Origin of the sequence: Microbacterium halophytorum (genome assembly GCF_002970975.1) — a bacterium.
GTDB lineage: Bacteria > Actinomycetota > Actinomycetes > Actinomycetales > Microbacteriaceae > Microbacterium > Microbacterium halophytorum.
Map to the genome: position 1 here is coordinate 42,655 of NZ_PNFA01000013.1, position 23,630 is coordinate 66,284.

20 protein-coding genes and 1 pseudogene are annotated in these 23,630 nt (G+C 70.2%); 14 read left to right on the plus strand and 7 right to left on the minus strand.

All coding sequences use genetic code 11. From position 1 onward, the window contains the following. The first annotated feature begins 58 nt into the window (after nucleotides 1-58). Together C0010_RS12250 and C0010_RS12255 are read left to right on the plus strand one after the other, a co-directional pair. Nucleotides 59-1,468: an MFS transporter gene (locus C0010_RS12250; protein WP_105567376.1), complete on the plus strand. Its 1,410-nt coding sequence runs from the start codon at nucleotides 59-61 to the stop codon at nucleotides 1,466-1,468. 179 nt (nucleotides 1,469-1,647) lie between these two features. Further along, nucleotides 1,648-1,911, plus strand: a pseudogene (locus C0010_RS12255) (class I SAM-dependent methyltransferase); the annotation flags it as partial. A gap of 49 nt (nucleotides 1,912-1,960) precedes the next feature. On the opposite strand, the gene C0010_RS12260 reads toward C0010_RS12255, so the two are convergent. Beyond that, nucleotides 1,961-2,596 (minus strand): hypothetical protein, encoded by a 636-nt coding sequence (locus C0010_RS12260; protein ID WP_105567377.1) that lies wholly within the window; start codon nucleotides 2,594-2,596, stop codon nucleotides 1,961-1,963. A gap of 165 nt (nucleotides 2,597-2,761) precedes the next feature. After that, entirely contained in the window at nucleotides 2,762-4,102 is a 1,341-nt protein-coding gene (locus tag C0010_RS12265; protein ID WP_105567378.1) for an MFS transporter, read from the minus strand. Nucleotides 4,103-4,257: 155 nt separating this feature from the next. On the opposite strand from C0010_RS12265, the gene C0010_RS12270 reads away from it, so the two are divergent. Further along, nucleotides 4,258-4,911 (plus strand): hypothetical protein, encoded by a 654-nt coding sequence (locus tag C0010_RS12270; RefSeq protein ID WP_105567379.1) that lies wholly within the window; start codon nucleotides 4,258-4,260, stop codon nucleotides 4,909-4,911. A 20-nt stretch (nucleotides 4,912-4,931) separates the two neighbouring features. Here the strand turns inward: C0010_RS12270 and C0010_RS12275 are convergent, their stop codons facing one another. After that, entirely contained in the window at nucleotides 4,932-5,840 is a 909-nt protein-coding gene (locus tag C0010_RS12275) for a LysR family transcriptional regulator (protein WP_105567380.1), read from the minus strand. Nucleotides 5,841-5,946: 106 nt separating this feature from the next. Between C0010_RS12275 and C0010_RS12280 the strand changes: the two genes are divergently transcribed. Genes C0010_RS12280 through C0010_RS12310 form a run of 7 tightly spaced genes read left to right on the plus strand, consistent with a single transcriptional unit; the run spans nucleotide 5,947 to nucleotide 12,610 of the window. Next, complete coding sequence (locus tag C0010_RS12280; protein ID WP_105567381.1) at nucleotides 5,947-6,978, plus strand: amidohydrolase family protein; 1,032 nt, start codon at nucleotides 5,947-5,949, stop codon at nucleotides 6,976-6,978. A gap of 12 nt (nucleotides 6,979-6,990) precedes the next feature. Then, the gene (gene ligK / locus C0010_RS12285) at nucleotides 6,991-7,683 is read left to right on the plus strand and encodes a 4-carboxy-4-hydroxy-2-oxoadipate aldolase/oxaloacetate decarboxylase (protein ID WP_105567382.1); all 693 of its coding nucleotides are present in this window, start codon (nucleotides 6,991-6,993) and stop codon (nucleotides 7,681-7,683) included. Beyond that, nucleotides 7,683-8,630 (plus strand): amidohydrolase family protein, encoded by a 948-nt coding sequence (locus C0010_RS12290; protein ID WP_105567383.1) that lies wholly within the window; start codon nucleotides 7,683-7,685, stop codon nucleotides 8,628-8,630. The genes ligK and C0010_RS12290 overlap by 1 nt, the downstream gene beginning before the upstream one ends. Before the next feature lie 2 nt (nucleotides 8,631-8,632). Beyond that, complete coding sequence (locus C0010_RS12295; RefSeq protein ID WP_105567384.1) at nucleotides 8,633-9,994, plus strand: protocatechuate 4,5-dioxygenase subunit alpha/beta; 1,362 nt, start codon at nucleotides 8,633-8,635, stop codon at nucleotides 9,992-9,994. Continuing rightward, complete coding sequence (locus tag C0010_RS12300) at nucleotides 9,991-10,944, plus strand: Gfo/Idh/MocA family oxidoreductase (RefSeq protein ID WP_105567385.1); 954 nt, start codon at nucleotides 9,991-9,993, stop codon at nucleotides 10,942-10,944. The genes C0010_RS12295 and C0010_RS12300 overlap by 4 nt, the downstream gene beginning before the upstream one ends. Next, nucleotides 10,944-11,915 carry an aldo/keto reductase gene (locus C0010_RS12305; RefSeq protein ID WP_105567386.1) on the plus strand — a complete coding sequence of 324 codons (972 nt, stop codon included), beginning with the start codon at nucleotides 10,944-10,946 and terminating at the stop codon, nucleotides 11,913-11,915. The genes C0010_RS12300 and C0010_RS12305 overlap by 1 nt, the downstream gene beginning before the upstream one ends. 14 nt (nucleotides 11,916-11,929) lie before the next feature. Next, nucleotides 11,930-12,610, plus strand: a complete 681-nt coding sequence (locus C0010_RS12310) for a substrate-binding domain-containing protein (protein WP_105567463.1) — start codon at nucleotides 11,930-11,932, stop codon at nucleotides 12,608-12,610. A gap of 62 nt (nucleotides 12,611-12,672) precedes the next feature. Here C0010_RS12310 and hxlA read toward each other — a convergent pair whose 3' ends face one another. Together hxlA and hxlB are read right to left on the minus strand one after the other, a co-directional pair. Then, the gene (gene hxlA / locus C0010_RS12315) at nucleotides 12,673-13,296 is read right to left on the minus strand and encodes a 3-hexulose-6-phosphate synthase (RefSeq protein ID WP_105567387.1); all 624 of its coding nucleotides are present in this window, start codon (nucleotides 13,294-13,296) and stop codon (nucleotides 12,673-12,675) included. 22 nt (nucleotides 13,297-13,318) lie between these two features. Next, nucleotides 13,319-13,900 carry a 6-phospho-3-hexuloisomerase gene (gene hxlB / locus C0010_RS12320; protein WP_105567388.1) on the minus strand — a complete coding sequence of 194 codons (582 nt, stop codon included), beginning with the start codon at nucleotides 13,898-13,900 and terminating at the stop codon, nucleotides 13,319-13,321. A 91-nt stretch (nucleotides 13,901-13,991) separates the two neighbouring features. Here hxlB and C0010_RS15370 point away from each other — a divergent pair, with 91 nt between their 5' ends. From C0010_RS15370 to C0010_RS12335, 3 genes are all read left to right on the plus strand, one after another. After that, on the plus strand, nucleotides 13,992-14,828 hold the full coding sequence (locus C0010_RS15370; RefSeq protein ID WP_269777856.1) for a helix-turn-helix transcriptional regulator: 837 nt from the start codon (nucleotides 13,992-13,994) through the stop codon (nucleotides 14,826-14,828). A gap of 185 nt (nucleotides 14,829-15,013) precedes the next feature. Beyond that, a complete protein-coding gene (locus C0010_RS12330; protein ID WP_105567389.1) occupies nucleotides 15,014-16,132 on the plus strand; it encodes an aromatic ring-hydroxylating dioxygenase subunit alpha in 1,119 nt (372 codons plus the stop codon). A gap of 1 nt (nucleotide 16,133) precedes the next feature. Continuing rightward, complete coding sequence (locus C0010_RS12335; protein ID WP_105567390.1) at nucleotides 16,134-17,120, plus strand: PDR/VanB family oxidoreductase; 987 nt, start codon at nucleotides 16,134-16,136, stop codon at nucleotides 17,118-17,120. Nucleotides 17,121-17,164: 44 nt separating this feature from the next. Here the strand turns inward: C0010_RS12335 and C0010_RS12340 are convergent, their stop codons facing one another. Both C0010_RS12340 and C0010_RS15165 read right to left on the minus strand, forming a co-directional pair. Then, nucleotides 17,165-17,740 carry a GNAT family N-acetyltransferase gene (locus C0010_RS12340; protein WP_105567465.1) on the minus strand — a complete coding sequence of 192 codons (576 nt, stop codon included), beginning with the start codon at nucleotides 17,738-17,740 and terminating at the stop codon, nucleotides 17,165-17,167. A gap of 161 nt (nucleotides 17,741-17,901) precedes the next feature. After that, the gene (locus C0010_RS15165) at nucleotides 17,902-21,420 is read right to left on the minus strand and encodes a DUF5979 domain-containing protein (RefSeq protein WP_105567391.1); all 3,519 of its coding nucleotides are present in this window, start codon (nucleotides 21,418-21,420) and stop codon (nucleotides 17,902-17,904) included. A 354-nt stretch (nucleotides 21,421-21,774) separates the two neighbouring features. On the opposite strand from C0010_RS15165, the gene C0010_RS12350 reads away from it, so the two are divergent. Then, nucleotides 21,775-23,535, plus strand: coding sequence for a BCCT family transporter (locus C0010_RS12350; RefSeq protein WP_105567466.1), 1,761 nt, complete (start codon nucleotides 21,775-21,777; stop codon nucleotides 23,533-23,535). Nucleotides 23,536-23,630: the final 95 nt, after the last annotated feature.

Below are 23,630 nucleotides of genomic sequence, written 5' to 3' on the forward strand. Positions count from 1 at the left end.
TTGATCGTCACGAACATGTTCGTTACGATCGTGTTCGTCGCTTGAGATCGGAGTTCCCATGACCATCACCACTGAAACGCCGCCCCTGTCCACCCGAGCCGTCTGGCTCACCCTGATCGTCGTCCTCCTCGCTGATGCGATGGACCTCATGGATGCGACGATCGCCAACGTCGCGGCACCTTCGATCGTGAAGGAGCTGGGAGTGGGCGATGGCGTCATCCCCTGGCTCGGCGCGTCCTACGCGCTCGCGCTGGGCTCTCTCCTTGTCCTTGGCGGGCGTGTCGGAGACAAGTTCGGCCAGCGCCGCACGTTCCTCACCGGGCTCATCGGCTTCGTCGTCGGTTCCGCACTCGCGGGATTGGCCCCGTCCGCCGGAGTGCTGATCGCCGCGCGGGTCGTGCAGGGAGCATTCGGTGCTCTGCTCATCCCGCAGGGCATGGCCATTATGGCCGCGACGTTCCCGAAGCCCATGCTGCAGAGGGCATTCGCCGTCTTCGCACCGCTGCTCGGCGTCTTCGCTGTCGGGGGCCCCATCCTCGGAGGACTGATCATCGACGCCAACATCCTCGGACTGGGATGGCGTCCGATCTTCCTCATCAACATCGTTCTCGGAGGCGTTGCTCTCCTTCTCGCCCTCCGCTACCTTCCTGCAGTGCCCGCGCGCGACTCGACGCGCATCGATCTGATCGGCAGCGTCCTGCTCGCGCTCGCGCTGTTCGGCCTCCTGTTCGGGCTCGTCACCGGCTCGTCGGACGGATGGAGCACGCTCACGATCAGCAGCGTCATTGTCGGCGTCGCACTCCTGGCACTGTTCGGATGGCGGCAGGCTCGGGCCGACGAACCCCTTCTCCCGCGCAGCCTGCTCACCAACCGTGGCTTCACGTCCGGGCTCATCGTCGGTCTCTGCGTCTTCGCGAGCTTCAGCGGACTGATGTACGTCATCAGCCTCTTCTTCCAACTCGGCCTCGGCTACACCCCGACCGAGACATCCCTCAACCTCATCCCGCTCACCGTCGGCATCATGGTCGGCTCCGGCATCGCTAACGCGCTCATCCTGGGGCTCGGCCGGCGGCTCGTGCTCATCGGAATGCTCACCACGCTGCTCGGCACCGGCTTACTGCTCGTGTTCGTGCTCGCTTCCGGGGTCCAGGTGACTTGGTGGCAGAACCTCATTGCGACCAGCCTTCTCGGGATCGCCGCAGGAATATGCTTCAACTCGGTCTTCAATACCGCGCTCGGCAATCTGAAGCCCGAAGAGGCCGGCTCCGCCAGTGGTTCCCTCAGCGCTATCCAACAGATCGCGAACGGTATCGGTTCTGCCCTCGTCACGACGATCTTCATCGGCACCCTCGCCAGCGGCACTGTCACGGCGATGACGACCACCCTCATCGTGATCCTCGTCGTCGCCGCTCTGTGCCTCCTGGCAGTGCCGCTGCTTCCGCGCGCGGCAGTTGCCGATGAGGGGTGAAGAGGGCCCGCAAACCACCCGACGAACGGGGCGTCACAACACAAAGGTCTGATGCAACCCGCAGTGATGCGGCTGGTGGGCGGGCTCCAGCACCCAGCACGACGACTCGATCGGAATCCTGTCGCTCCATCAGGCCCGAAGTCCTTCATCACACGCGATACGGATGAGAGTCTTGACGTATGGGCGGTGACGACGATGCCTGGGACCAGTTGTACGCCACCGGGCGCGAGTTCCGCCAACTGGCGGATCGCGAGCTCGATGCCGTCCTCGGCAGTCTGCCGAAGCTCGCGCTCGAGCGGCGGCGTGCACTCGACATCGGATGCGGTACGGGGCAGCTGGCGCGCGCGCTGACTGTGCGCGGATATGCGGTAACGGGGGTGGACCCCTCCGTCCAAGCCATCGAACGGGCACGTGCGGCCTCGCCCGGATCCGGAGTGGAGTTCATCCGAGGGGGCATCGCCGTCGTTGCGGGGCGCGTCTCCGGTGCACGCCTCACACGTCCCCGTCGAACGCCCCGCCGTCGAGGATCCAGCTGTAGCGCAGGCGGAGCGCCCGCTCGCTGCTCGCCGCGATCGTGGCGAGCAGCAGCGAGATGTTGGCCCAGAACGGGAGCTGGATCGGACTGACGAACGTCCCGACGCGGTCGGCGACGATGGGGATCCGCGTGATGTCCTCGGCGATCTGCGGCGCGCCGAGCACGAGCGCGACGACGAGGATGGCCACGGAGGCGGCGCCGATCGAGCGGCTCAGGGCGGGGTGGGTGCGATCCAGGCGTGCGCGGAGGCCCTCGGCGGACGCGGGGTCGGGCGTGAGCGTCCGCGTGCTGCCGTCCTGCGCGACGAATCGGCAGCGCTTCATGCCGTAGGCGCTGGCGGCGACCTGGAGCACGCCGTCCGCGAGCGGGAATGCTGCGGGGAGCTTGGACCTGGCTTCGTTGCGCCCGTCGCGATAGAGGCGCGCCCACACCTCGCCGTCGGCGTCGCCGCCGTGGCGGACGTCCACGGACCACACCTCGACGGCGCCGTCGGGGCCGCTGCGGTTCAGATGGAAGAGTGACCGCGAGAACACCTGCCACCACCGGTACCGCGGGAGCACCTTGCCGTCACCGGGCCGGGGTTTCCGCGCCATGTCCGATCTCCTCCTGCTCCGCGTCCTGCTCGTACGACGAGAGCCTATGGGCGCCGCGCCGCCGCGGGGGAGTGACGATGCGGCCCCCATGGGCGTGACATCTGTCATGGAACGGCGCCGCATCCGGTGCCCCCTTGGGGCTTCCGGACGCGGCGCCGCCGGAGCTCAGGCGTCCGCGGCCTCGGGGACGCGGCGGAGGACCGTGACCGCCACGGCGCCCAGGACGAGCAGGACCGCCGTGCTGGAGTAGAGCGCGACGTTGGTCCAGCCCAGGTCGAGCAGGGCTCCACCGGCGATCGGGGCGAAGATGGCGCCGATGCGGCCGACCGCGAGGGCGGAGCCGACGCCCGTCGCGCGGGTCAGGGCGCCGTAGCGAGCGGGCGCGACCGAGTAGAGCCCCGCGACGCAGCCGTTCACGAGCATCCCGGTTGCGACGCCGAGCACGAAGGCCAGCGCGAGGAACGGCGTCGAGACGACGAGCGCGACGATCGTCGCCGCCGAGAGCAGCAGGAACGCGATGAGCACGGACTCTTGGTTGAAGCGCACGGCGACGGCTCCGTACAGGACGGATCCGACGGCACCGCCGATCGCGAGGGCCATGCCGATCACGACGCCCTGCTCCGCGGTCATCCCGGCTTCGACCATGAGGCGGGGCGTCCACGAGTTGACGAAGTAGAAGCCGAACATCACGGTGAAGAACGCCAGCCACAGCAGGAGCGTGATCAGGAGCAGGCGGCCTCGGAACAGGTCGGCCAGGCGCGACTTTGGCGCCTCGGCGGGGAGGTCGGTCATGTGAGCGAGCGACGAGCGCTCAGGGTCGAAGCCGACGCGGCGGGCGATGCGGCGCAGCTCGCGGTCGGCGTATGCCGGGCGACGGGTCACGAGGAACTGCACGGACTCGGGCACGACGACGATCAGGGCGATCACGACGAGCACGCTCGCGCTCGCGCCGACGAGGAAGATCGAGCGCCACCCGTAGCTCGCCTCGAGCGAGTTCGCGGCGATGCCGCCGAGGAACGCGCCGACTCCGTAGCCGGCCGTGTACAGGCCGATGGCCATGCCGCGCCAGCGGCGGCTCGAGAACTCCGACGTGAGCACCGTGATGCTCGCGAGGATTCCGCCCACGCCGAGGCCCGTGAGCACTCGCCAGATGCCGAGCTGGAGCACGTCGGTCGACGACGCCGCGAGGAACATGCCGACCGTCGACACGACGGCCGAGCCGATGACGGTCCAGCGCCGCCCGACGATGTCGGCGAGCCGGCCGATCGCGAACGCGCCGATCGCCATGCCGATGAGCGTGGCGCTGATCACGGTGCCGAGCTCGGACCCGCTCAGAGCGAACTCCTCCTCGACGTGGACCGACACGAACGACATGGCTGCGACATCGTAGCCGTCGTTCGCGTTCAGGATCACGGCGCACGCGACGATCGCCCACTGGTAGAAGCCCATCCGGGCGTGCTCGAGATGGTTCCGCAGGTCGCGCGGCCGACTGAGGGTGTGTGACATAAGCGTGGATACCTTCTTCGGTAGGGCTCGGGGCGCTGCCTTGCGCTCGGCGGTCACCATACCTATCGGGATAGGGAAAGAGCAAATGCGGATGCGCGGGTTCCGCCGCGGGCCCGGCGGCCGCTGCCCCGTTCCGCGAGCGGTAGCCTCGATGCATGCCGACTGCCGCCTCCGCCTCGTCCTGGGATCCGCTCGACGCCGAGGGCGTCGCCCGGCTGCTCGGTCCCACGGGGGTCCGCTGGTGGCTGTCGGGAGGGGCCGCGCTCGACCGCTGGCTCGGGCGGGCGATCCGCCCCCGCCCCAATGTCGACGCGAGTGTCGTGGCATCCGATCTGGCGGCCCTCGTGGCAGGGCTGCCCGCCGGCTACAGCGCATGGGCGCCGGGCGAGGGGGAGGATGATGTGATCCCCTTCGCCGAGGCGCCCGAGGATGCGGACGTGCAGCCGGTGCTCATCCGGGACGACGCGGAAGGCGCATGGGTCCTCCAGGTCAACGCAGAGGACGGCTCCCCGCGGGCCTGGGTCTACAAGCGCGACCCTCGCCTGAACCTGCCGTGGGACAGGGCCGTGATCGACATCGACGGCGTCCCGACGGGCGCGCCCGAGGTGCAGCTGGTGTGGAAGGCGCTGCGCCCGCGAGCGGAGGACACCGCCGACAAGGACGCCGTCCTGCCGGCGCTCACGGAGGAGGCGGTGTCGTTCTACGAGACGGCGCTGCTGCGCATCCACCCGCACTCGACCTGGGCCATCCACGTGCGCAGCCCGATGACGCCGGCGAAGGCGAGCTGGAACAGGAAGCCCCGCCCCTGACCCGGGCGGCGCGGTCGGACTCAGCCCGGCCGGTGGACGTCGGGGATCACGGCGTCGGCGACAACCGAGCGGAACCACCGCTGCGCCGGTGAGAGGCTCGCGTCTCGCCGGGTGTAGAGCGAGACCGGCGTGCTCTGCGCCGGCCAGGGCAGGTCGGTGATCCGGAGCCCGGAGAACCAGCCGCAGAACACCTCGGCGACGTGGCGGGGGAGGAGCACGACCAGGTCCGTCGCCTGCAGGACGGCGGGCACCGTCGCGTACTCCTCGACCGTGAGCGTCACCTGCGGCATGAGGCCGTGCTCCGTGAGCGCCTGCAGGGGGAAGACGTGGCCGCCGCGCGCCGAGACGCGCACGAAGTGGCGGCCCGCGAACATGTCGGGCCCTGCCTCCGGCAGCGGATGCTCGGTCGAGGTGAGCGCGACGTATTCGACGGCCCGGACGTGCGTGCGCCACAGGCGCGGGCTGCCGATCATCGACACCGTCATGGCGAGGTCGATCGAGCCACGGATGAGGCTCTCCTCCACCTGGTCGGCATCGACGCGCTCGACCTGCAGGTGCGGGCGGGACGACTGCCGCGCGAGGGATTCCATGACGGGCGGCAGGAACGTCTGCTCGCCGATCGACGTGAGCCCGAGGGTGAGCTCGCCGCGGAACCCGGAGGGCTCGAACGCATCCGGATCGCCGACGGTCGCGTCGATCTGCGCGAGCGCTTCGTGCAGCGGACCGAACAGCGCGGTCGCCTTCGCGGACGGCACCATGTCGTGCCCCTCGCGCCGGAACAGTTCGTCGGCGAAGCGCTCGCGCAGGCGCCGCAGCGTGTAGCTGACGGTCGGCTGGGTCACGTGCAGCCGCTCCGCCGCGGCCGTGACGCTGCGGAGCTCGTAGAGCACGACGAAGGTGCGCAGCTGGTTCAGATCGGCGAGCGTCACGCATCGATCCTCTCTATGGAGACGGCCGTTCGTATCTATTGGACTATATAGAACCCCGGACCTAGAGTCGTCAGCAACAGCCGCCGAGTGACAAGGACGACACGCGTTGATCATCGACATCCACGGGCATTACACGACCGCGCCCGCCCAGCTGGGCGCGTGGCGCGACCTCCAGATCGCCTTCGCGAACGGTGACGGGGAAGCACCCGATCCGGCGGCCCTCCGCATCAGCGACGACGACATCCGCGAGACCATCAGCGCCAACCAGCTGCGGCTGATGGACGAGCGAGGCAGCGACGTCACGGTCTTCAGCCCCCGGGCCTCGTTCATGGCGCACCACATCGGCGACCTCGCCGTCAGCACGACCTGGGCGCGCATCTGCAACGACCTCGTCGCTCGCGTGAGCTCGCTGTTCCCCGACAGGTTCCTCATGGGGGCGATGCTCCCGCAGTCACCCGGCGAGGACCAGAGGACCACGCTCGACGAGCTGACCCGCGCGGTCGAAGAGCTCGGCGCCGTCACGGTCAACATCAATCCCGACCCATCGGGTGGCAGGTGGAGCGCCCCGGCCCTGACCGACCGCTCGTGGTACCCGATCTACGAGAAGCTCGTCGAGTACGAGATCCCCGCCATGGTGCACGTCAGCACCACGTGCCGGCCCGACGTCTTCCACACGACGGGTGACCACTACCTCGGCGCCGACACGACGGCGTTCATGCAGCTGCTCAAGGGCGATCTGTTCCGCGACTTCCCCGAGCTCAAGCTCGTCATCCCGCACGGCGGCGGCGCGGTGCCCTATCACTGGGGGCGCTTCCGGGGCCTCGCGATGGCGCTCGGCAAGCCCGAGCTCGAGGAGCACCTGCTGAACAACGTGTTCTTCGACACCTGCGTCTACCACCAGCCGGGCATCGACCTGCTGACCGACGTCATCCCGACCGAGAACATCCTGTTCGCGAGCGAGATGATCGGCGCCGTCCGCGACGTCGACCCGCGTACGGGGCACTACTTCGACGACACCAGGCGATACGTCGACGCCACGCCGAACCTGAGCGACGACGAGCGCCAGTCGGTTTTCGAGGGCAATGCCCGCCGCGTGTACCCGCGGCTCGACCGCGCCCTGACCGCCCGCGGGCTCTGAGAGAAGGAAAGCATGCGCCTGAACAACCTCGGCATCGTCCGTACGAACATCGAGCGGCCCGACCCGGATGACGTGGCACGTCTGTCCGAGTTCGGGGTCGCGACCATCCACGAGGCGATGGGCCGCGTCGGCCTGATGCGCCCCTACATCCGGCCCGCCTACCACGGGGCGAAGATGTGCGGCCCCGCCGTCACGGTGCTGCTGCAGCCGGGCGACAACTGGATGTTCCACGTCGCCGCCGAGCAGGTACAGGACGGCGACGTCCTCGTCGCCGGATGCACGACGGAGAGCGAGGACGGCTTCTTCGGCGAGCTGCTCGCCACGTCGCTCACGGCGCGCGGCTGCAAGGGCCTCGTGATCGACGGCGGCGTCCGCGACGTCGCCGACCTCGAGAAGATGGACTTCCCGGTGTTCTCGCGGGCCGTCAATTCGAAGGGCACGGTCAAGGCCACCCTCGGCTCGGTCAACATCCCCGTCGTCGCCGCCAACGCGCTCGTCAATCCCGGCGACGTGGTCGTCGCCGACGTCGACGGCGTCGTGGTCGTGCCGCGCGAGCTCGTCGGAGCCGTCGCGGACGCCTCGCGCAAGCGCGAGGACAACGAGGAGGCGAAGCGGCAGCAGTTCCGCGACGGCGTGCTCGGGCTCGACCTGTACGGCATGCGCGAGCCGCTCGCCGCCGCCGGCCTGGAATACGTGGAGGACTGATGGCGCACGGAGACACCACAGGGCCGTTCGATAAGACCCCCGGCTGGCTCGACTGGTACGACGGCCCCAGCGTCCCGACGTTCCGGATGCCTCCCGGCGCCGTCGACGCGCACTGCCACGTCTTCGGGCCGGGGGGCGAGTTCCCGTTCGCGCCGGAGCGCAAGTACACGCCGTGCGACGCCTCGGCCGAGCAGCTGTTCGCCCTGCGCGACCGGCTCGGCTTCGACCGCAACGTGATCGTGCAGGCGACGTGCCACGGCGCAGACAACAGCGCCCTCGTCGACGCGCTGCAGCGCAGCGAGGGCCGCGCCCGCGGCGTCGCGACGGTCCGCCGCGACGTGGCCGAGGACGAACTGCAGCGGCTGCATGAGGCGGGCGTCCGCGGCGTCCGGTTCAACTTCGTCAAGCGCCTCGTCGACCGCGTGCCCACCGACTCGCTCGAAGAGATCGTCGCCAAGATCGCGCCGCTCGGCTGGCACGTGGTCATCTACTTCGAGGCCGAGGACCTCCCCGAGCTGTACGACTTCTTCTCGGGCATCCAGGCCCCCGTCGTCGTCGACCACATGGGCCGCCCCGATGTGTCGAAGGACCCGGAGGGGCCGGAGTTCGGCCTGTTCCTGCGCTTCATGCGCGAGAACGAGAACGTGTGGACCAAGGTCTCGTGCCCCGAGCGGCTCAGCGTCACGGGGCCGCGCGCGCTCGACGGCGAGCAGCAGGCGTACACCGACGTCGTGCCGTTCGCCCGACGCGTGGTCGAGGAGTTCCCCGACCGCGTGCTGTGGGGCACCGACTGGCCCCACCCCAACCTCAAGGACCACATGCCCGACGACGGGCTGCTGGTCGACTACATCCCCCGGATCGCGACGACGGACGACCTGCAGCGCAAGCTCCTCGTCGACAATCCCCGTCGCCTGTACTGGCCGGAAGACGCACTCGAAGGAGAATGACGATGACACTGGACAAGCCCTACAAGGACATACCGGGAACGACGATCTACGACGCCGAGCAGGCGCGCAAGGGGTACAACCTCAACCAGTTCGCGATGTCGCTCATGAAGCCGGAGAACCGCGAGCGGTTCCTGGCCGACCAGTCGGCGTACCTGGACGAGTGGAACCTGAACCCCGTTCAGAAGCAGGCCGTGCTCGACATGGACATGAACACGATGATCGCCGAGGGCGGCAACATCTACTTCCTGGCCAAGATCGGCGCCACGCACGGCATGAGCTTCCAGCAGATGGCCGGCTCCATGACCGGGATGACGGAGGCCGCGTACCGCGACATGATGGTCGGCGGCGGCCGCAGGCCCGAGGGCAACCGCCTCAAGGACCTCGACGGCTGGACGCCGCCGTCGAACGAGAAGGCGCAGACGATGCGCCCCGACGCACCGGCGAAGTTCACCTCGGCGCTGTTCACGTCGCACGTGCCGGCCATCGGTGCGGCGATGGACCTCGGCAAGACCGAGGAGCCCTACTGGAAGCGCGTGTTCGACGGCTACGAGTGGACCCGCAAGTGGGCGAAGGACAACGCCCCCGACGTCGTGATCCTCGTCTACAACGACCACGCCACCGCGTTCGACGCCTCGATCATCCCGACCTTCGTCCTCGGCACCGGCGCGGAGTACCCCGTGGCGGACGAGGGCTACGGCCCTCGCCCCGTCCCGGATGTCAAGGGCTACCCGGAGTTCGCGGCGCACCTCGCGCAGTCGATCATCCAGGACGACTTCGACCTGACGCTCGTCAACGAGATGGTCGTCGACCACGGCCTCACGGTGCCGCTCTCGCTCACCTACGGGGAGCTGGGCCCGGATGAGCAGTGGCCGACCAGGGTCATCCCGCTCGCCGTCAACGTCGTGCAGTACCCGGTGCCCTCCGCGCGCCGCTGCTACGAGCTCGGCAAGGCCCTGCGCCGCGCGATCGACAAGTGGGACGGCGAGGAGCTGAACGTGCAGATCTGGGGCACGGGCGGCATGAGCCACCAGCTCCAGGGCCCGCGCGCCGGCCTGATCAACAAGGAATGGGACAACGCATTCCTCGACCACCTGATCGCCGACCCGCTGGGCCTGACCGAGTGGCCGCACATGGAGTACGTCGACGAGGCGGGTTCCGAGGGCATCGAGCTCGTCGACTGGCTGATCGCGCGCGGCGCGATGGACGATCAGTTCCAAGGCGGCGAACCCGTGGTCGACCACCGGTTCTACCACGTGCCCGCGTCCAACACCGCGGTCGGTCACCTGGTGATCAGCAACCCCGCGGCGCCCCACCTTTCCGAGCCGGCGTCGGCCGGCGCGAACCCCGAGGAGACCACCGAGTGAGCGACAAGACCCGCATCGCCGTCGTCGGAGCCACCGGCGCCTTCGGCATGAAGCACCTCGACGGCCTGGCGAACATCGATGACGCCGTCGTGACGGTCGTCAGCGGCACGCAGCAGGAGAAGACGCAGGCCGTCGCCGACCAGTACGGCGTGCCGACGGCCGTCGTCGGCCTCGACGCCGTGCTCGAGCGCGACGACGTGGACGCCGTGATCCTCGCCACGCCGACGGGCGTGCACGCGAGCCAGACCCAGGCCGTGCTCGCGGTCGGCAAGCACGTGCAGGTCGAGATCCCGCTGGCGGATTCGCTCGCCGACGCCGAGGCGACGCTCGCCCAGGCAGAGGCGTCCGACCGCGTCGTGATGGTCGGCCACACCCGCCGCTTCAACCCCTCGCACCAGCTGGTGCACAACCGCATCGCGGCCGGGGAGTTCGGCGTGCAGCAGATGGACGTGCAGACGTACTTCTTCCGCCGCACGAACACCAACGCCAAGGGCGAGCCGCGCAGCTGGACCGACCACCTGCTCTGGCACCACGCCGCCCACACGGTCGACCTGTTCGCCTACCAGGCGGGGAAGATCGTGCAGGCGAACGCCATCCAGGGCCCGATCCACCCCGAGCTGGGCATCGCGATGGACATGTCGATCCAGCTGAAGAGCGAGTCGGGCGCGATCTGCACGCTGTCGCTCTCGTTCAACAACGAGGGTCCCTTCGGCACGTTCTTCCGCTACATCGGCGACACGGCGACCTACATCGCGCGCTACGACGACCTGTTCACCGGCAAGGAGGAGCAGATCGACGTCTCGGACGTCGCGGTCAGCATGAACGGCATCGAGCTGCAGGACCGCGAGTTCGTGGCCGCGATCCGCGAGGGCCGCGAGCCGAACTCGTCGATCCGCCAGGTCATCGACTGCTACCGCGTGCTCGGCGCGCTGGAGGAGCAGCTCGCGTGATGCTCCCTCGCATGGGTCTGGGGTGCATGAACCTCAGCCACGCCTACGGCGTTCCCCCCTCGGAGGAGGAGGGGCTCGCCCTGCTGCGGGCGGCGCTCGACGACGGCGTGACGCACCTCGACACGGCGACGCTCTACGGCGGCGGCCGCAACGAAGAGCTGGTGGGGCGCGCGATCGCGGGACGGCGCGACGAGGTGGTGCTGGCCAGCAAGGGCGGCATGGCGCTCGTCGACGGCAAGCGCACGATCGACGGGCGGCCGGAGACTCTGCGAGCGCAGGTGGACGCGTCGCTGTCGCGCCTCGCGGTCGATCACATCGATCTGTACTACCTGCACCGGTGGGACAAGTCGATGCCGATCGGCGAGAGCGTCGCTGCGCTGGCAGAGCTCGTCGAAGCGGGCAAGATCGGCGCGATCGGGCTCAGCGAGGTGTCGGTCGCGCGCCTGCGCGAGGCGCGGGACGTCGCGCCGATCGCCGCCGTGCAGAACGAGTACTCCCTCTGGAGCCGCAACGCGGAACTCGGCATGCTCGAGGCGACGCGGGCATCCGGCGTCGCGTTCGTCGCGTTCTCGCCGGTCGCCCGAGGCTTCCTGAGCGACAGCGTGCACGACCCCGCCGAGCTCGCGCCCAAGGACATCCGCAGGGGCATGCCGAGGTTCCAGGGCGAGAACTGGGTCGCGAACGCGGCCCTGCTGCCCGAATGGCGCGCGCTCGCCGCTGAGGCGGGCTGCACGCCGGCGCAGCTCGCGCTGGCGTGGCTGCTCTCGCGGGGCGAGCACGTCGTGCCGATCCCCGGGACGACCCGCATCGACCACATGCGCGAGGACTTCGCCGCGGCCGCTCTCGCCATCGACCCCGGCGTGATCGACCGGGCGGGCGCTCTCATCGGCAACGAGACCGTGTCGGGGCCGCGCTACGCACCGGGGCCCGCGGCCGACGTCGACACCGAGGACTACGGGGCCGCCGCGTGAGGGCGATCTCGTCGATGGCAACGCGGCACGTGCTGGCCGACCTGGCCGGCGCGGCGGCGGAAGCCGGCCTCGGCGACGTCGAGATCGAGTCCGTCGGGGGAGTGGATGCGGAGCAGCGCATCGCGGCCGGCGAGGCGTTCGACCTCGTCTTCCTCGCCGCGGGCGCGCTGAAGCGGTTGGCGGATGCCGGTCATGTGGATGCCGGCACCGTCACTCCGCTCGTCGTGTCACAGGTCGCCGCGGCGGTCGCCTCGGGCGACGCAGAGCCCGCGGCACGGCCGGACTCGGCCGCATTCGATGACGCGGACGGCGTGCGCACCGCACTGCGCGCGGCGACCGCCATCGGATACTCGACGGGCCCCAGCGGAACCGCCCTCGTGGAGATGATCGAGGGCTGGGGCCTGGCCGAAGAGCTCGGCGACCGCCTCGTGCAGGCGCGCCCCGGCGTCCCCGTGGCGGCGTCGCTCGCCGCGGGCGACGTCGACCTCGGGTTCCAGCAGCTCAGCGAGCTCGTCGGGCAGCCGGGCGTCCGCATCCTCGGCGTGCTGCCGGCGGACTGCGCGATCGAGACGGTGTTCGCGGGCGCCGTTGCCGCACGGGCGGCCGCCCCGGACGCGGCGGCGCGGGTGCTGGCGCAGCTCGCTTCCCCCGAGGCCGAGCCGATCAAGGCGGCGCACGCCTTCGGCGCCGCCTGAACCGCGCACGAAGAGGGGGCGAGCCGCACGGCTCGCCCCCTCTTCGTGCGCGTGCGCCCGGATCAGGCGATCGCCGCGCGCAGTTCTGCGGCCGCCGCGCCCACGTCGGGGGCGCTGTAGATCGCGCTTCCGGCGACTGCGATGCCGGCACCCGACTCCTTCACCGCGGCGACGGTGGAGCTGTTGATGCCGCCGGCCACCGAGAACGGCACGCCGGACGCTTCGCCGTCGCGCAGGAGCGTCTCGAACGTGAAGCCCGCCTCCGCCTGCTCGTCGAGGCCCGCGTGCATCTCCACGAACTGTGCGCCGAGCGCGACGACCTCCTTCGCGCGGGCGGGCTTGTCCTTGACGCCGATGAGGTCGACGACGACGCCCTTGCCGTGCTTCTCGGCGGCCTTCACGGCGCCGGTGATCGTGCTGTCGCCGGCGCTGCCGAGCACCGTGACCAGGTCGGCGCCCGCCGCGAAGGCGATGTCGGCCTCGAGCTCGCCGGCGTCCATCGTCTTCAGGTCCGCGAACACGATCTTGTCGGGGTGCGCCGCCTTGACGGCCGTGATGGCGCTCAGCCCGGCGCTCTTGATCAGGGGCGTTCCCAGCTCGAGGATGTCGACGTGCGGAGCGGCCGCGGCGGCGAGCTCGAGGGCGGAATCGGTGGACAGCGTGTCCATGGCGAACTGCAGCTTCATGGGGTTCCTTTCGTTGCTGCGATCATTCGAGATTGGCGTGCCGAGGCCACAGCGCGTCGGCATCCTGGTCGCTGCGCGACCAGAGCGCGTGGAAGAGGGCGTCGCCGATGACGACGACAGCCTGCTCGAAGAGGCTGCCGGCGTACTGCGCGGACGCGCGTCCGGAGCGGTCCAGCTTGTCGGCCGCAGGCACCACGACGCCGGCTCCGTTCGCCAGGCGGCCCAAGGGGGAGGAGCCATCGGTCGTGATGGCCGCGACCCTGGCGCCGGCCTCGACGGCGGTGGAGGCGGCGCGGACGATGCCGGCGGTCGTGCCGGAGCCGCTCGCGGTCAGGAGCAGGTCGCCGGCGGCGATCGCGGGCGTCGTGGCCTCGCCGACGACGTGAACCGTGAGGCCGAGGTGCATCAGCCGCATCGCGGTCATCCGCAGCGCCAGGCCCGAGCGGCCGGCGCCGAGCACGAAGACCCTGGGGGATTCGGCAACCAGGTCGGCGACGCGGTCGAGCGCCGTCGGGTCTTCGGCCGCGACCCGATCGATCGCGCCCGACAGTTCATCGGCGACGAGCCCGAGCGAGCGTCCGACACCTGCTTCCTTCACGTCCATGCCCCCATCCTGGGCCGTGGCGCCGCCCGTCGCCCCCACCAGGCGGGATGGTCCTTCCTACCCGAAGGGCTGGGCGGGTAGGCTCGGGTAGGTGACCGTTGACCCCGACCCCCAGGCGCTCGTGTCGCCGAGCATCCGCCGCATGCAGCGGGACCACGCGCGCGACCTGACGGAGCTGATGGACCGCCACGCCGTGGCCCTCGAATCGATGCTCGCGATCCTGCGGTCGGCGCGGCTCGACGACCGCGCGGCGCGCGCCATGGCGATCGACGCCGCCGCGACGGCCCTGGTCCAGCTGCGGGAGGCCGGTGACCAGCAGCGCGAGCACGTGCTGGAGCCCGTGGTGGGCGCTTTCGCGCGCCTGCAGTCGGACCTGCGCCCGCTGGAGCGGTTCGGCGACCTGGACGTGCAGTTCGTGGAGCCTCCCGCGACCGGGCGCGCGCTGCCGAGCGAGGTGGCGAGGGCCGCACGGGCGATCGTGCGGAACTCCGTGCTTGCGATCGTCGGCGACGGTGTCGCGCGGCGCGTGCGCATCCAGTGGGACTGCGACGGGCTGAACCTGCTGATCGGCATCCGCGACGACGGTCGGGGCGAGCTATCGGCGCGCGACGACGCGCTGCGGCCGGCGGCGGAGCAGGTGGTGTCGCTGAACGGCGACCTCAGCGTGGCCTCGACCGAGGGCTGGGGGTCCGTCATCGAAATCCGGCTTCCGCTCGACCCGCCGGCCGCGCCGGAGCCGCTCGCGGAAGTCGCCGAGCTGTCGGCGCGGGAGCGAGAGGTGCTCCGGCTGCTCGCGGGCGGCTCCCGGAACCAGGAGATCGCCGCGGCGCTGGGCATCAGCGGGAACACCGTGAAGTTCCACGTGTCGAACCTGTTGCGCAAGACGGGGACGCGCAGCAGGGCCGAGCTGGCCGCGCTGGCGCACTGACGCGCCGTCGCTGCGCTTCGCTCTGCACCCGATCGAGATCGGGCGTGTGCGTCGCTGCGCGTCGCTGTGCGTCGCCGTGCGTCGCTGCGCGTCGCTTTGCACCCGATCGAGATCGGGCGTACACTCCCGAAATACCTATCGACATAGATACATGGAGATAGTGATCTGCACACGAAGGAGTGGACATGGCCGAGTCGCGCACGACCGCGAAGATCTTCAACTACCCGCGCAATGCGTGGTACGTCGCCGCGTGGGACTACGAGGTCACGCGCACGCCCCTGGCGCGGACGATCGCGGGGACGCCGATCGCGCTGTACCGCACACAGGACGGCACGCCCGCGGCGCTCGCGGACGCCTGCTGGCATCGGCTCGCGCCGCTGTCGATGGGCCGAGTGATCGGTGACGACCTGCAGTGCCCGTACCACGGCATCCGGTACAACAGCACGGGGCGATGCGCGTCCATGCCGGCTCAGGAGACCATCAACCCGAGTGCGACCGTGCCCTCGTACCCGGTGGTGGACCGCTATCGGTACGTCTGGGTGTGGGTCGGCGACCCCGCACTGGCCGACCCAGCGCTGATTCCCGACATGGGCCAGATGACGGATCCGGAGTGGACGGGCGACGGCGAACTGATCTACGCCGACTGCAACTACCAGCTCGTGCTCGACAACCTGATGGACCTCACGCACGAGGAGTTCGTGCACTCGTCGAGCATCGGCCAGGAGGAGCTCAGCGAGTCGGAGTTCGTCACGACCCACACCGACACGACGGTGACGGTGGAGCGCTGGATGCTGGGCATCGACGCGCCGCCGTTCTGGCTCAAGAACATGCGCGACAAGTTCCCCGGTTTCGAGGGCAAGGTCGACCGCTGGCAGATCATCCGTTTCGAGGCGCCCTCGACGATCCGCATCGACGTCGGCGTCGCGAAGGCGGGCACGGGCGCGCGCGAGGGCGACCGCAGCCAGGGCGTCAACGGCTACGTGATGAACACGATCACCCCGGAGAGAGACCGTACCAGTCACTACTTCTGGTCGTTCCAGCGCAACTACTGCCTCGACAGCCAGCTGATCACGACGCAGCTGCGAAACGGGGTGCACGGCGTCTTCGGCGAGGACGAGCGGATGCTAAAGGCGCAGCAGGCCGCGATCGACGCCAACCCCGACTACGAGTTCTACAGCCTGAACATCGACACGGGCGGCATGTGGGTGCGCCGCATCCTCGAGAGGATGCTGGAGGCCGAGGGCCTCGCGCCGGCCGTGCCGCCGCTGCGCGGTTCGGCGCAGCTCGTCCGCGAGGTCGTGTGACATGGCGCAGTCGCACACGGTGACCTGGCAGGGCGCAGTCGTCCTGGAGTCGATCCCGCTGACCGAGCAGATCCACCGGGTCGTGCTGCGGCCCGACGCACGGACCAGGATCGAGCCGGGGATGCACGTCGACGTGCGCCTCGAGGTGGGCGGCGAGTCCGCGACGCGTTCGTACTCCGTCGTGGAACGGGTCGGCGACGACGGCGCCTTCGCGCTCAGCATCATGCGAACGGCCGTCTCGCGCGGGGGAGCGGCGGTCATGCACGCGCTGCGGCCGGGAGACCGCGTCGAGGTGACGCACCCGCTGCAGGACTTCCCGTTCCGGCACGGCGCGCCCCGCTACGCATTCCTCGCGGGCGGCGTAGGCATCACGGCCGTGCTCGGGATGGCGCGAGCGGCGCGCAGGGCCGGCGCCGACTACCGCGCGGTCTACTGCGGGCGCAGTCGCGCGGCGATGGCCTACCTCGACGAGCTGGGTGACGAGCACGGCGAGCGCCTCGAGGTGCACGTCGGCGACGAGGGCACGTCGATCGACGTCCCCGAGTTCGTCGCGGGCATCGCGCCCGGAACCGAGCTGTACGTGTGCGGCCCGATCCGCCTGATGGATGCCGTGCGGCGCGCATGGGACGCGTCCGAGCACCCCAACGCGAATCTGCGCTTCGAGACGTTCGGGAACAGCGGCTGGCACGAGGCTCAGCCGTTCCGCGTGCGCGTCCCGAACCGCGGCATCGACTGCGTCGTGCCGCCCGACAAGACGCTCCTCGAGGCGCTCGAGGAGTCGGGTGCCGACGCGATGTTCGACTGCAGGAAGGGCGAGTGCGGCATCTGCGAGGCACGCGTCGTGAGCCTCGCCGGCGACATCGACCACCGCGATGTGTTCTACAGCGAGCGCCAGAAGAACGCCCGCTCGAAGATGTGCCCCTGCGTGTCGCGCATCCGTGCCGCCGAGGGCGGGGAGATGCCCGTCGTCGAGCTCCAACTCTCCTGACGCGGCGCAATGCCGACCGTCGCAGGCTCGGGCCGCGCGACGGGTCAGAGGGTCAGGGAGACGAGGCGGCGGGTCTCGGTCGGGCGGGCGAGCTCTGTGAAGCCCGCGTCGAGGAACGTCGTGAGCGCGCCGACGAAGAGCGCGTTCGACGACGGCTTCTGCTGGGTGTTGTCGAGCGGATAGCCCTCGATCACCCGGGCGCCGTGCTCGCGCGCGAAGGCGACGGCGGCGTCGAGGAGCGCCGCGCTGACGCCCCTGCGGCGGTGCTCGCTGCGGATCGAGAAGCACGAGACCACCCAGACCGACGGGTCGTCCTTCGGCTCGGGGGAGGCCGCCGCGACGCGGGTGCGCTCGAAGCGGAGGTGCGCCGTGCGGGGGCCGACCCGAACCCAGCCGGCCGGCTCGCCGTCGCGGTACGCGAGGATCCCCGGCGGCAGCGGCGCCTCGGTCTCGCGCCTGAGAGCCTCGCGTCGCGCGTCGACGGAGGCCGCGCGGTATTCGGCGCTGCGCATCATCACCCATGCGCACTGACAGGTCCTGCCGTCTCCGCCGCCCGTGAGTGCGGCCTGCAGGTCATTCCATTCGCGGGCTGTTGCCGGGGTCATCGTGATCTCAGCCATGACGCGACCGTACCGCTGGCCCGCGACGTTCTCCAGCAGCACCCACCGGCTGGAGCCCGCTCGCACGTCGAACGCGCGGCAGCGGGGCGCCGTCGCTCGGCGCGGCCGCGCGGACTGAGCGGGTGCGGGCGATCATCGTCGTCCGCACCCGCTCCTCGCCATCAGTCGCGCCTGCGCCTGCGGAGGACGAGCAGCAGCACCCCGCCGATCACCAGGATCGCGGCCGCGGTGATCACGACGCCCGACACGGTCCCACCCGTCACGGCGAGGTCGGTGTCGGTGTCTGAGCCGCCGTCCGTGCCGGTGTCGTCGGTTCCGTCGGTGGTGGTGTCGTCGGTTCCGTCGGTGGTGGTGTCGTCGGTTCCGTCGGTGGTGGTGTCGTCGGTTCCGTCGGTGGTGGTGTCGTCGGTTCCGTCGGTGGTGGTGTCGTCGGTTCCGTCGGTCGTGCCGTCGTCGGTGCCATCGGTCGTCTCGGGCACATTCGCCGTGTTCGTCATGACGAGCTCGAGCGGGTCGGGCTGGTCGCCGCCCTTCAGATCGAACACGACCTCGCCGGCATCGGTGGTCTGCACCTCGTCGCCGTCGGCGCTCCACGAGACGTCGCCCCACTCGACGCCGGGGATCTCGGGAAGATCGCCCTCGCGCAGGACGACGTGCGAGCCGACGGGGAGGTAGCCCGACACCGCGGGCTCACCGATGCCGGCCTCGAGCGCATCCTGCGCCTCGCCGTTCGCCGTCCACTCCACGGGGAACGTCGTGTCGGCGGGAACGAGGCCGGCCGCGCCGCCCGTGAGCCGCTTCTCGACCGAGAAGCTGGCGTGCTCGACCACGCTGTTCGTCACCTCGAGCTCGGAGCGGTGGTCGCCCCGGATGACGAGGGTCGGCGAGGGGCTCCACGTCGTGCTCGCCCACTCGTAGCCGTCGGGGAGCGAGTCGTCCGACGGCGCGACCTCGTTCAGGTACACGATCGTGCCGAGCGGGAAGAGCAGCGGGTCGCCGTGTTCGTCGACGGGGCCGGCGGCCGTTCCGTCGACGGGCATTTCGAAGCTGCCCTGCTGCTCCTGGCCGAGGGGCAGTCGCGCGTCGTACTCGACGGTGATGTCGTCGATCAGAAGCGCGTCCGGGTCGATGCCCGTGACGTTCTTCGAGACGTCGAACGTCCCGAGCCGCGCCGAGAGCACGTTGGTGATGGTCGCCGAGACGACGGCCTGGTCGTCCTCGCCGATCACGAGCGTTCCCGACCGGGCCGACACGTCGGTCCGCTCCCACGACACGTGTGCGAACCGCGGCGCGCGGAGCTCGCCGTACGTGATCACCGTGCCGTACGGGAACTGCACGGGGTCGCCCGCGGCGTCGAGCGGGCTCACGGGGTCGCCGTTCGCGGGCACCCGGATGACGCCCTCGGTGACCGTGCCGCCGGGCGTCATCGCGGTGTACGAGACGCCGAACTCCACATCGGGCGGCAGGTGCGTTCCCGCACCCGACGCGAACTCCTTGTGCAGCTGGAACGTGCCCTGCTTCAGCTCGTTGCCCACCTCGATCGCGATGTCGCCCTCGGCGGGGAGGGGGATCTCGGCGAGCGCCTCCTCGAGGCCGACGACCTCCTCGAAACCGCCCGTCGGGTACTCGGTCGTCTCGCCGTCGACCGTCACGCGGAAGATCGGGCTCTCCCAGTCCGCGGGGTCGGTCGGCTCGCCGTCGAGGGTCGGCAGGTGCTCCGCGAGGTCCAGCGTCTCGGCGTCGGCGGGAACGTCGGTCAGCGCGATCGGATCGCCGAACGGCAGGTCAACGTCGACACGACCCCCTTCGGAGTTGTAGCTCGCCGCATAGCCGTAGTCGGCATCAGCTCCGGCAGCGGCCTTGGCGATCGAGATCGTGCGCTCGGCGTCATCCGGCGCGATCGTGTTCGTCAGGCCCACGGCCGTCGTCTCGTCGTCGCCGATCGTGATGACGCGGCCAGGGGACCATGCCGTCGAGACCCAACGGTAGCCGTCGGGCGGCAGGGCGGCGGAACGGTCCTCCGTCAGGAGGACGCGGGTGCCCGCCGGGAAGTCGCGCCCGACCTCGACCGGCGTGCCGTCGAGGGGAACGTCGAGCGAGCCGGCAGCGATCTCCTCGCCGCCGTTGCGCGCAGTCCAGTTCACGGGCACCGTGCCGTCGGGGGCGATCACGGTGCCGTCGTCGTCGAGAACCTCGACCGTCTTCGACACGCTGAAGGTGCCGAGCCGCTCATTGGCGGCGTTGGTCACGACCACGTCGGCCGTGCCGCCGCCGACGGTGATGCTCTCGGGCGAGATCTGCGGGTCGCCCCATTCGTAACCGGGAACGCTCGCCGGGTCGATCTCGTCGAAGACGACCTCTGTGCCTTCGGGGAAGCTGGCACCCGCGTCGATCCACTCGCCGTCCGGCGTGAGCTCGATCGAGCCGGGGGTCTCGGTGCCATCGGGTTCGGTGGCCGTGTAGTTCACAGTGAACGATGTTCCGGCGGGCAGATCGGACGCCTCGATCCCCTCGAGCTCCTTCCGGATGCGGAACGTGCCCTCCTCCGTACCGTCGCAGGAGATCTCGCCCGCGAAGAGGAAGGAATGGACCTCGCCGCCCCGCAGTGAGACGTCGTTGCCGATGATCTGGCCGTCGAGCGGTGCCGCCGTCACGGTGACGTCGGCGTTCGGCGCATAGATCGAACCGTCCATGCGGCCGCCGCCGGCGGCGGAGACGGTGACGTCGCCCGTCAGCTGCGAGAGATCCCACAGCGTGTAGGGGGAGTAGGCGCCCTGCGGATCGATGCGCCCGCCGACGACCTCGGTGGTGCCCGCCGGCACCTGGATCACGAGCGGGTTCTGTCGGCCGGGCGTCGGGCCGGGGGAGAACTGCAGCGTCGATGCGCCGGCGATGTCTGCGTAGTCGACGACGTTGACCTGGTCGGCGCTGAGGGACTCGAGGACCTTTCGGTCTCCCGCGTCTTCGGCGATGCCGACCGGATGCGCCGTGGTGGGCAGGTCGGCGAAGCACTGCGCCGCCTGATCGTACTCGGCCTCGGCGTTCGCTTCGACGTAGTCCGCGACGGCGGTGTCCGCGGTGTCGGCGGTGTAGATGCTGCCGCCGCCCGTGCTCCCGACCGGCGGCTCGGCGCCCGTGGGGTAGTCCTGGGCGTTCGCGTCGATGATGGGCGTCCGGTCGGGCGACGATGCGTCGAGGTTCAGGCGCAGCCAGTCGCCGCGCGCCCCGGCCTGCCACGGGTCGTCGCGATCGACGAGCTTCAGGTCGCCCTGCAGCGAGGGCTCGCTCGTTCCGGCGCTCGTGATGGCGAGGATGCCGCCGCTGCTCGTGTCGTACCGGTCAGTGAGCAGGCGCGTCGGGTCGCCGTCGACCGTCGGGATCGTGTAGTCCCCGGTGCCCGCGACGACGTGGACGATCGCGTACTGGGCGTCACCGGGGTGCGTCGTGGTGCCGCCGGCCGCCAGCGAGCCCTCGGTCTCTGTGTTGCCGAGGCTGAGGTCGTTGCGGGCGTACACCGTGAAGCCGCCGTTAGCCGAGAACGGGTTGAAGCTCTCGGGGTACGCGGCCTCGGCGGGAGCGGGGGCCGCGAGCGGGGCGACGACGGCTCCGGTGAGTGCGAGCGCTCCCGTGGCGACCGCGGCCAGGATGCGGCGTGCGCGCGGGAAGTCGGGACGAGACATGCGGGACTGCTTTCGTCGGGCTGCGACCGCCGGGGCGGCGGTTCCGTCACCCGCTCGATGCTACCGGAGGGCTCGCTGGGCCCGGGATGGTACTCCCGCCGATGCGGGAGGGCAATAGCAGTATGCCGATCACATCGCCGCCCGGTGCCCTCCGGGGCCCTGTGCGTCGGCGCGGCCCTCCGCTAGACTGCCCGGCGGTTACGAAGAGGTGACGGATACGGAACCAGATACGCATACGTGAGGACAGACGTGAGTTCGACAACAGGAGACGACGACAATACGGGCCAGGCCGAGCCGGCGACGCTCGTCAACCCGCTCAGCGGCGAGGAGTTCGAGGAGAACCCTGCGATCGGCATGGTGCCCGAGGAGCACTACATCGCCGAGGAGGACACGGACGACCAGATCACGGAGAAGCTGAAGCGCCAGGGCGTGAAGGTCGGACGAGGCCTCATCGCGCCCCGCGTGTTCTGGCCGGCGCTCGTCGTGATCGTCGCGGTGACGCTCACCGCGATCATCTGGCCCGAGGGCTCGGCCGCGACGTTCAGCGCCATCCAGGGGTGGATCGTCGCCGACCTGAGCTGGTTCTACATGCTCGTCGTCGGCGCCTTCATCGTGTTCGCCGTCGTCATCGCGCTGTCGAAGTACGGCGCGATCAAGCTCGGCAGGGATGAGGACGAGCCCGAGTTCGGCCTGATGTCGTGGTTCGCCATGCTGTTCTCGGCGGGTATGGGCATCGGGCTCATCTTCTACGGCGTCGGCGAGCCCGTGAAGTTCGCGACGGTCGACCCGAAGCCGGGCGTCGACATGACGGGCCCCGAGGGCGCCCCGATGGCGATGGCTCAGACCTTCATGCACTGGGGCCTGCACCCGTGGGCGATCTACGCCGTCATCGGCCTGGCGCTCGCGTTCGCGATCCATCGCCGCGGCCGTCCGGTGTCGATCCGGTGGGCGCTCGAACCGCTGTTCGGCGACCGCGTCAAGGGATGGGTCGGAGACGTGATCGACGTGCTCGCCATCTTCGGCACCGTGTTCGGCGTCGCGACCTCGCTCGGACTCGGCGTCCAGCAGATCGCGACGGGCATGCAGGAGATCGGCGTGATCGATGGCTTCGACACGACGTTCCTCGTCGTGCTCATCGTCGTGATCACGTTCCTCGCGACGCTCTCGGTCGTCAGCGGCGTCGGCGCGGGCATCAAGTGGCTGTCGAATGCGAACATCACGCTCGCGGGACTCCTGCTCGTGTCGATGCTCGTCCTCGGCCCGACGCTGTTCATCTTCGACAACCTCGTGCAGTCGATCGGCGTGTACCTCGTCAACATCATGGAGATGACGGTCGACGTCGGCGCCTATCAGGGCCAGGCCGGCCTCGACTGGCTCTCGGGCAACACGATCTTCTACTGGGGCTGGTGGATCGCCTGGGCCCCGTTCGTCGGCGTCTTCATCGCACGGATCTCGCGCGGCCGCACCGTGCGGCAGTTCGTCGCGGGCGTGCTGATCGTGCCGACCGTCGTCGGCTTCATCTGGTTCGGCGTCATGGGCGGCTCCGGGCTGTTCCGCGAGTTCCTCGACACCTCGGTGGGCAGCCTCATCAACCCCGACTCCGGCGAGGTCCAGCCGGAGGAATCGCTGTTCCTCGTTCTCGGCGACCTGCCTCTCGGCGGCGTCCTGTCGGTCATCACGATCATCGTGATCGCGCTGTTCTTCATCACGTCGTCCGACTCGGGCTCGCTCGTGGTCGACATGCTCGCCTCCGGCGGCCACCCGAACCCTCCCGTGTGGTCGCGCATCCTGTGGGCGGTGCTCGAGGGCGCGCTCGCGATCGCGCTCATGTTCGCCGGCGGCCTGTCGACGCTGCAGACCGGGTCGCTGATCACGGCGCTGCCGTTCGCGATCGTGCTCATCCTGATGTGCATCGCGACCGTGCGCGCGCTGCGCTACGAGCACATGCAGCGCATGCACAACGAGAGCGTCGAGCGCCTCGAGCGCATCTCCGATCACCTGGCCGACAACCCCGCCGTGCGCGAGTACGTCGACGACCGCATCGACTACCGCATCTCCCGCACGCGCGGCATCCGCCGCCCGCAGGCGGGGGACAGGAACAAGCCCCGAGGCTGACGCGCGCGCAGGCGGCCCTCGTCCCGGATCTCGCCGGGCCGAGGGCCGCCTGCGCGCCGTATCCACCGAGGTTGCGCTCTCCGGGGGCCCCGCGA

Excerpts from the sequence above, each read along its gene's own strand:
- C0010_RS12250 (WP_105567376.1), top strand. The coding sequence starts at position 59 with ATGACCATCACCACTGAAACGCCGCCCCTGTCCACCCGAGCCGTCTGG.
- C0010_RS12260 (WP_105567377.1), bottom strand. The coding sequence starts at position 2,596 with ATGGCGCGGAAACCCCGGCCCGGTGACGGCAAGGTGCTCCCGCGGTAC.
- C0010_RS12265 (WP_105567378.1), bottom strand. The coding sequence starts at position 4,102 with ATGTCACACACCCTCAGTCGGCCGCGCGACCTGCGGAACCATCTCGAG.
- C0010_RS12270 (WP_105567379.1), top strand. The coding sequence starts at position 4,258 with ATGCCGACTGCCGCCTCCGCCTCGTCCTGGGATCCGCTCGACGCCGAG.
- ligK (WP_105567382.1), top strand. The coding sequence starts at position 6,991 with ATGCGCCTGAACAACCTCGGCATCGTCCGTACGAACATCGAGCGGCCC.
- C0010_RS12290 (WP_105567383.1), top strand. The coding sequence starts at position 7,683 with ATGGCGCACGGAGACACCACAGGGCCGTTCGATAAGACCCCCGGCTGG.
- C0010_RS12295 (WP_105567384.1), top strand. The coding sequence starts at position 8,633 with ATGACACTGGACAAGCCCTACAAGGACATACCGGGAACGACGATCTAC.
- C0010_RS12305 (WP_105567386.1), top strand. The coding sequence starts at position 10,944 with ATGCTCCCTCGCATGGGTCTGGGGTGCATGAACCTCAGCCACGCCTAC.
- C0010_RS12310 (WP_105567463.1), top strand. The coding sequence starts at position 11,930 with ATGGCAACGCGGCACGTGCTGGCCGACCTGGCCGGCGCGGCGGCGGAA.
- hxlA (WP_105567387.1), bottom strand. The coding sequence starts at position 13,296 with ATGAAGCTGCAGTTCGCCATGGACACGCTGTCCACCGATTCCGCCCTC.
- hxlB (WP_105567388.1), bottom strand. The coding sequence starts at position 13,900 with ATGGACGTGAAGGAAGCAGGTGTCGGACGCTCGCTCGGGCTCGTCGCC.
- C0010_RS12330 (WP_105567389.1), top strand. The coding sequence starts at position 15,014 with ATGGCCGAGTCGCGCACGACCGCGAAGATCTTCAACTACCCGCGCAAT.
- C0010_RS12335 (WP_105567390.1), top strand. The coding sequence starts at position 16,134 with ATGGCGCAGTCGCACACGGTGACCTGGCAGGGCGCAGTCGTCCTGGAG.
- C0010_RS12340 (WP_105567465.1), bottom strand. The coding sequence starts at position 17,740 with ATGGCTGAGATCACGATGACCCCGGCAACAGCCCGCGAATGGAATGAC.
- C0010_RS15165 (WP_105567391.1), bottom strand. The coding sequence starts at position 21,420 with ATGTCTCGTCCCGACTTCCCGCGCGCACGCCGCATCCTGGCCGCGGTC.
- C0010_RS12350 (WP_105567466.1), top strand. The coding sequence starts at position 21,775 with ATGGTGCCCGAGGAGCACTACATCGCCGAGGAGGACACGGACGACCAG.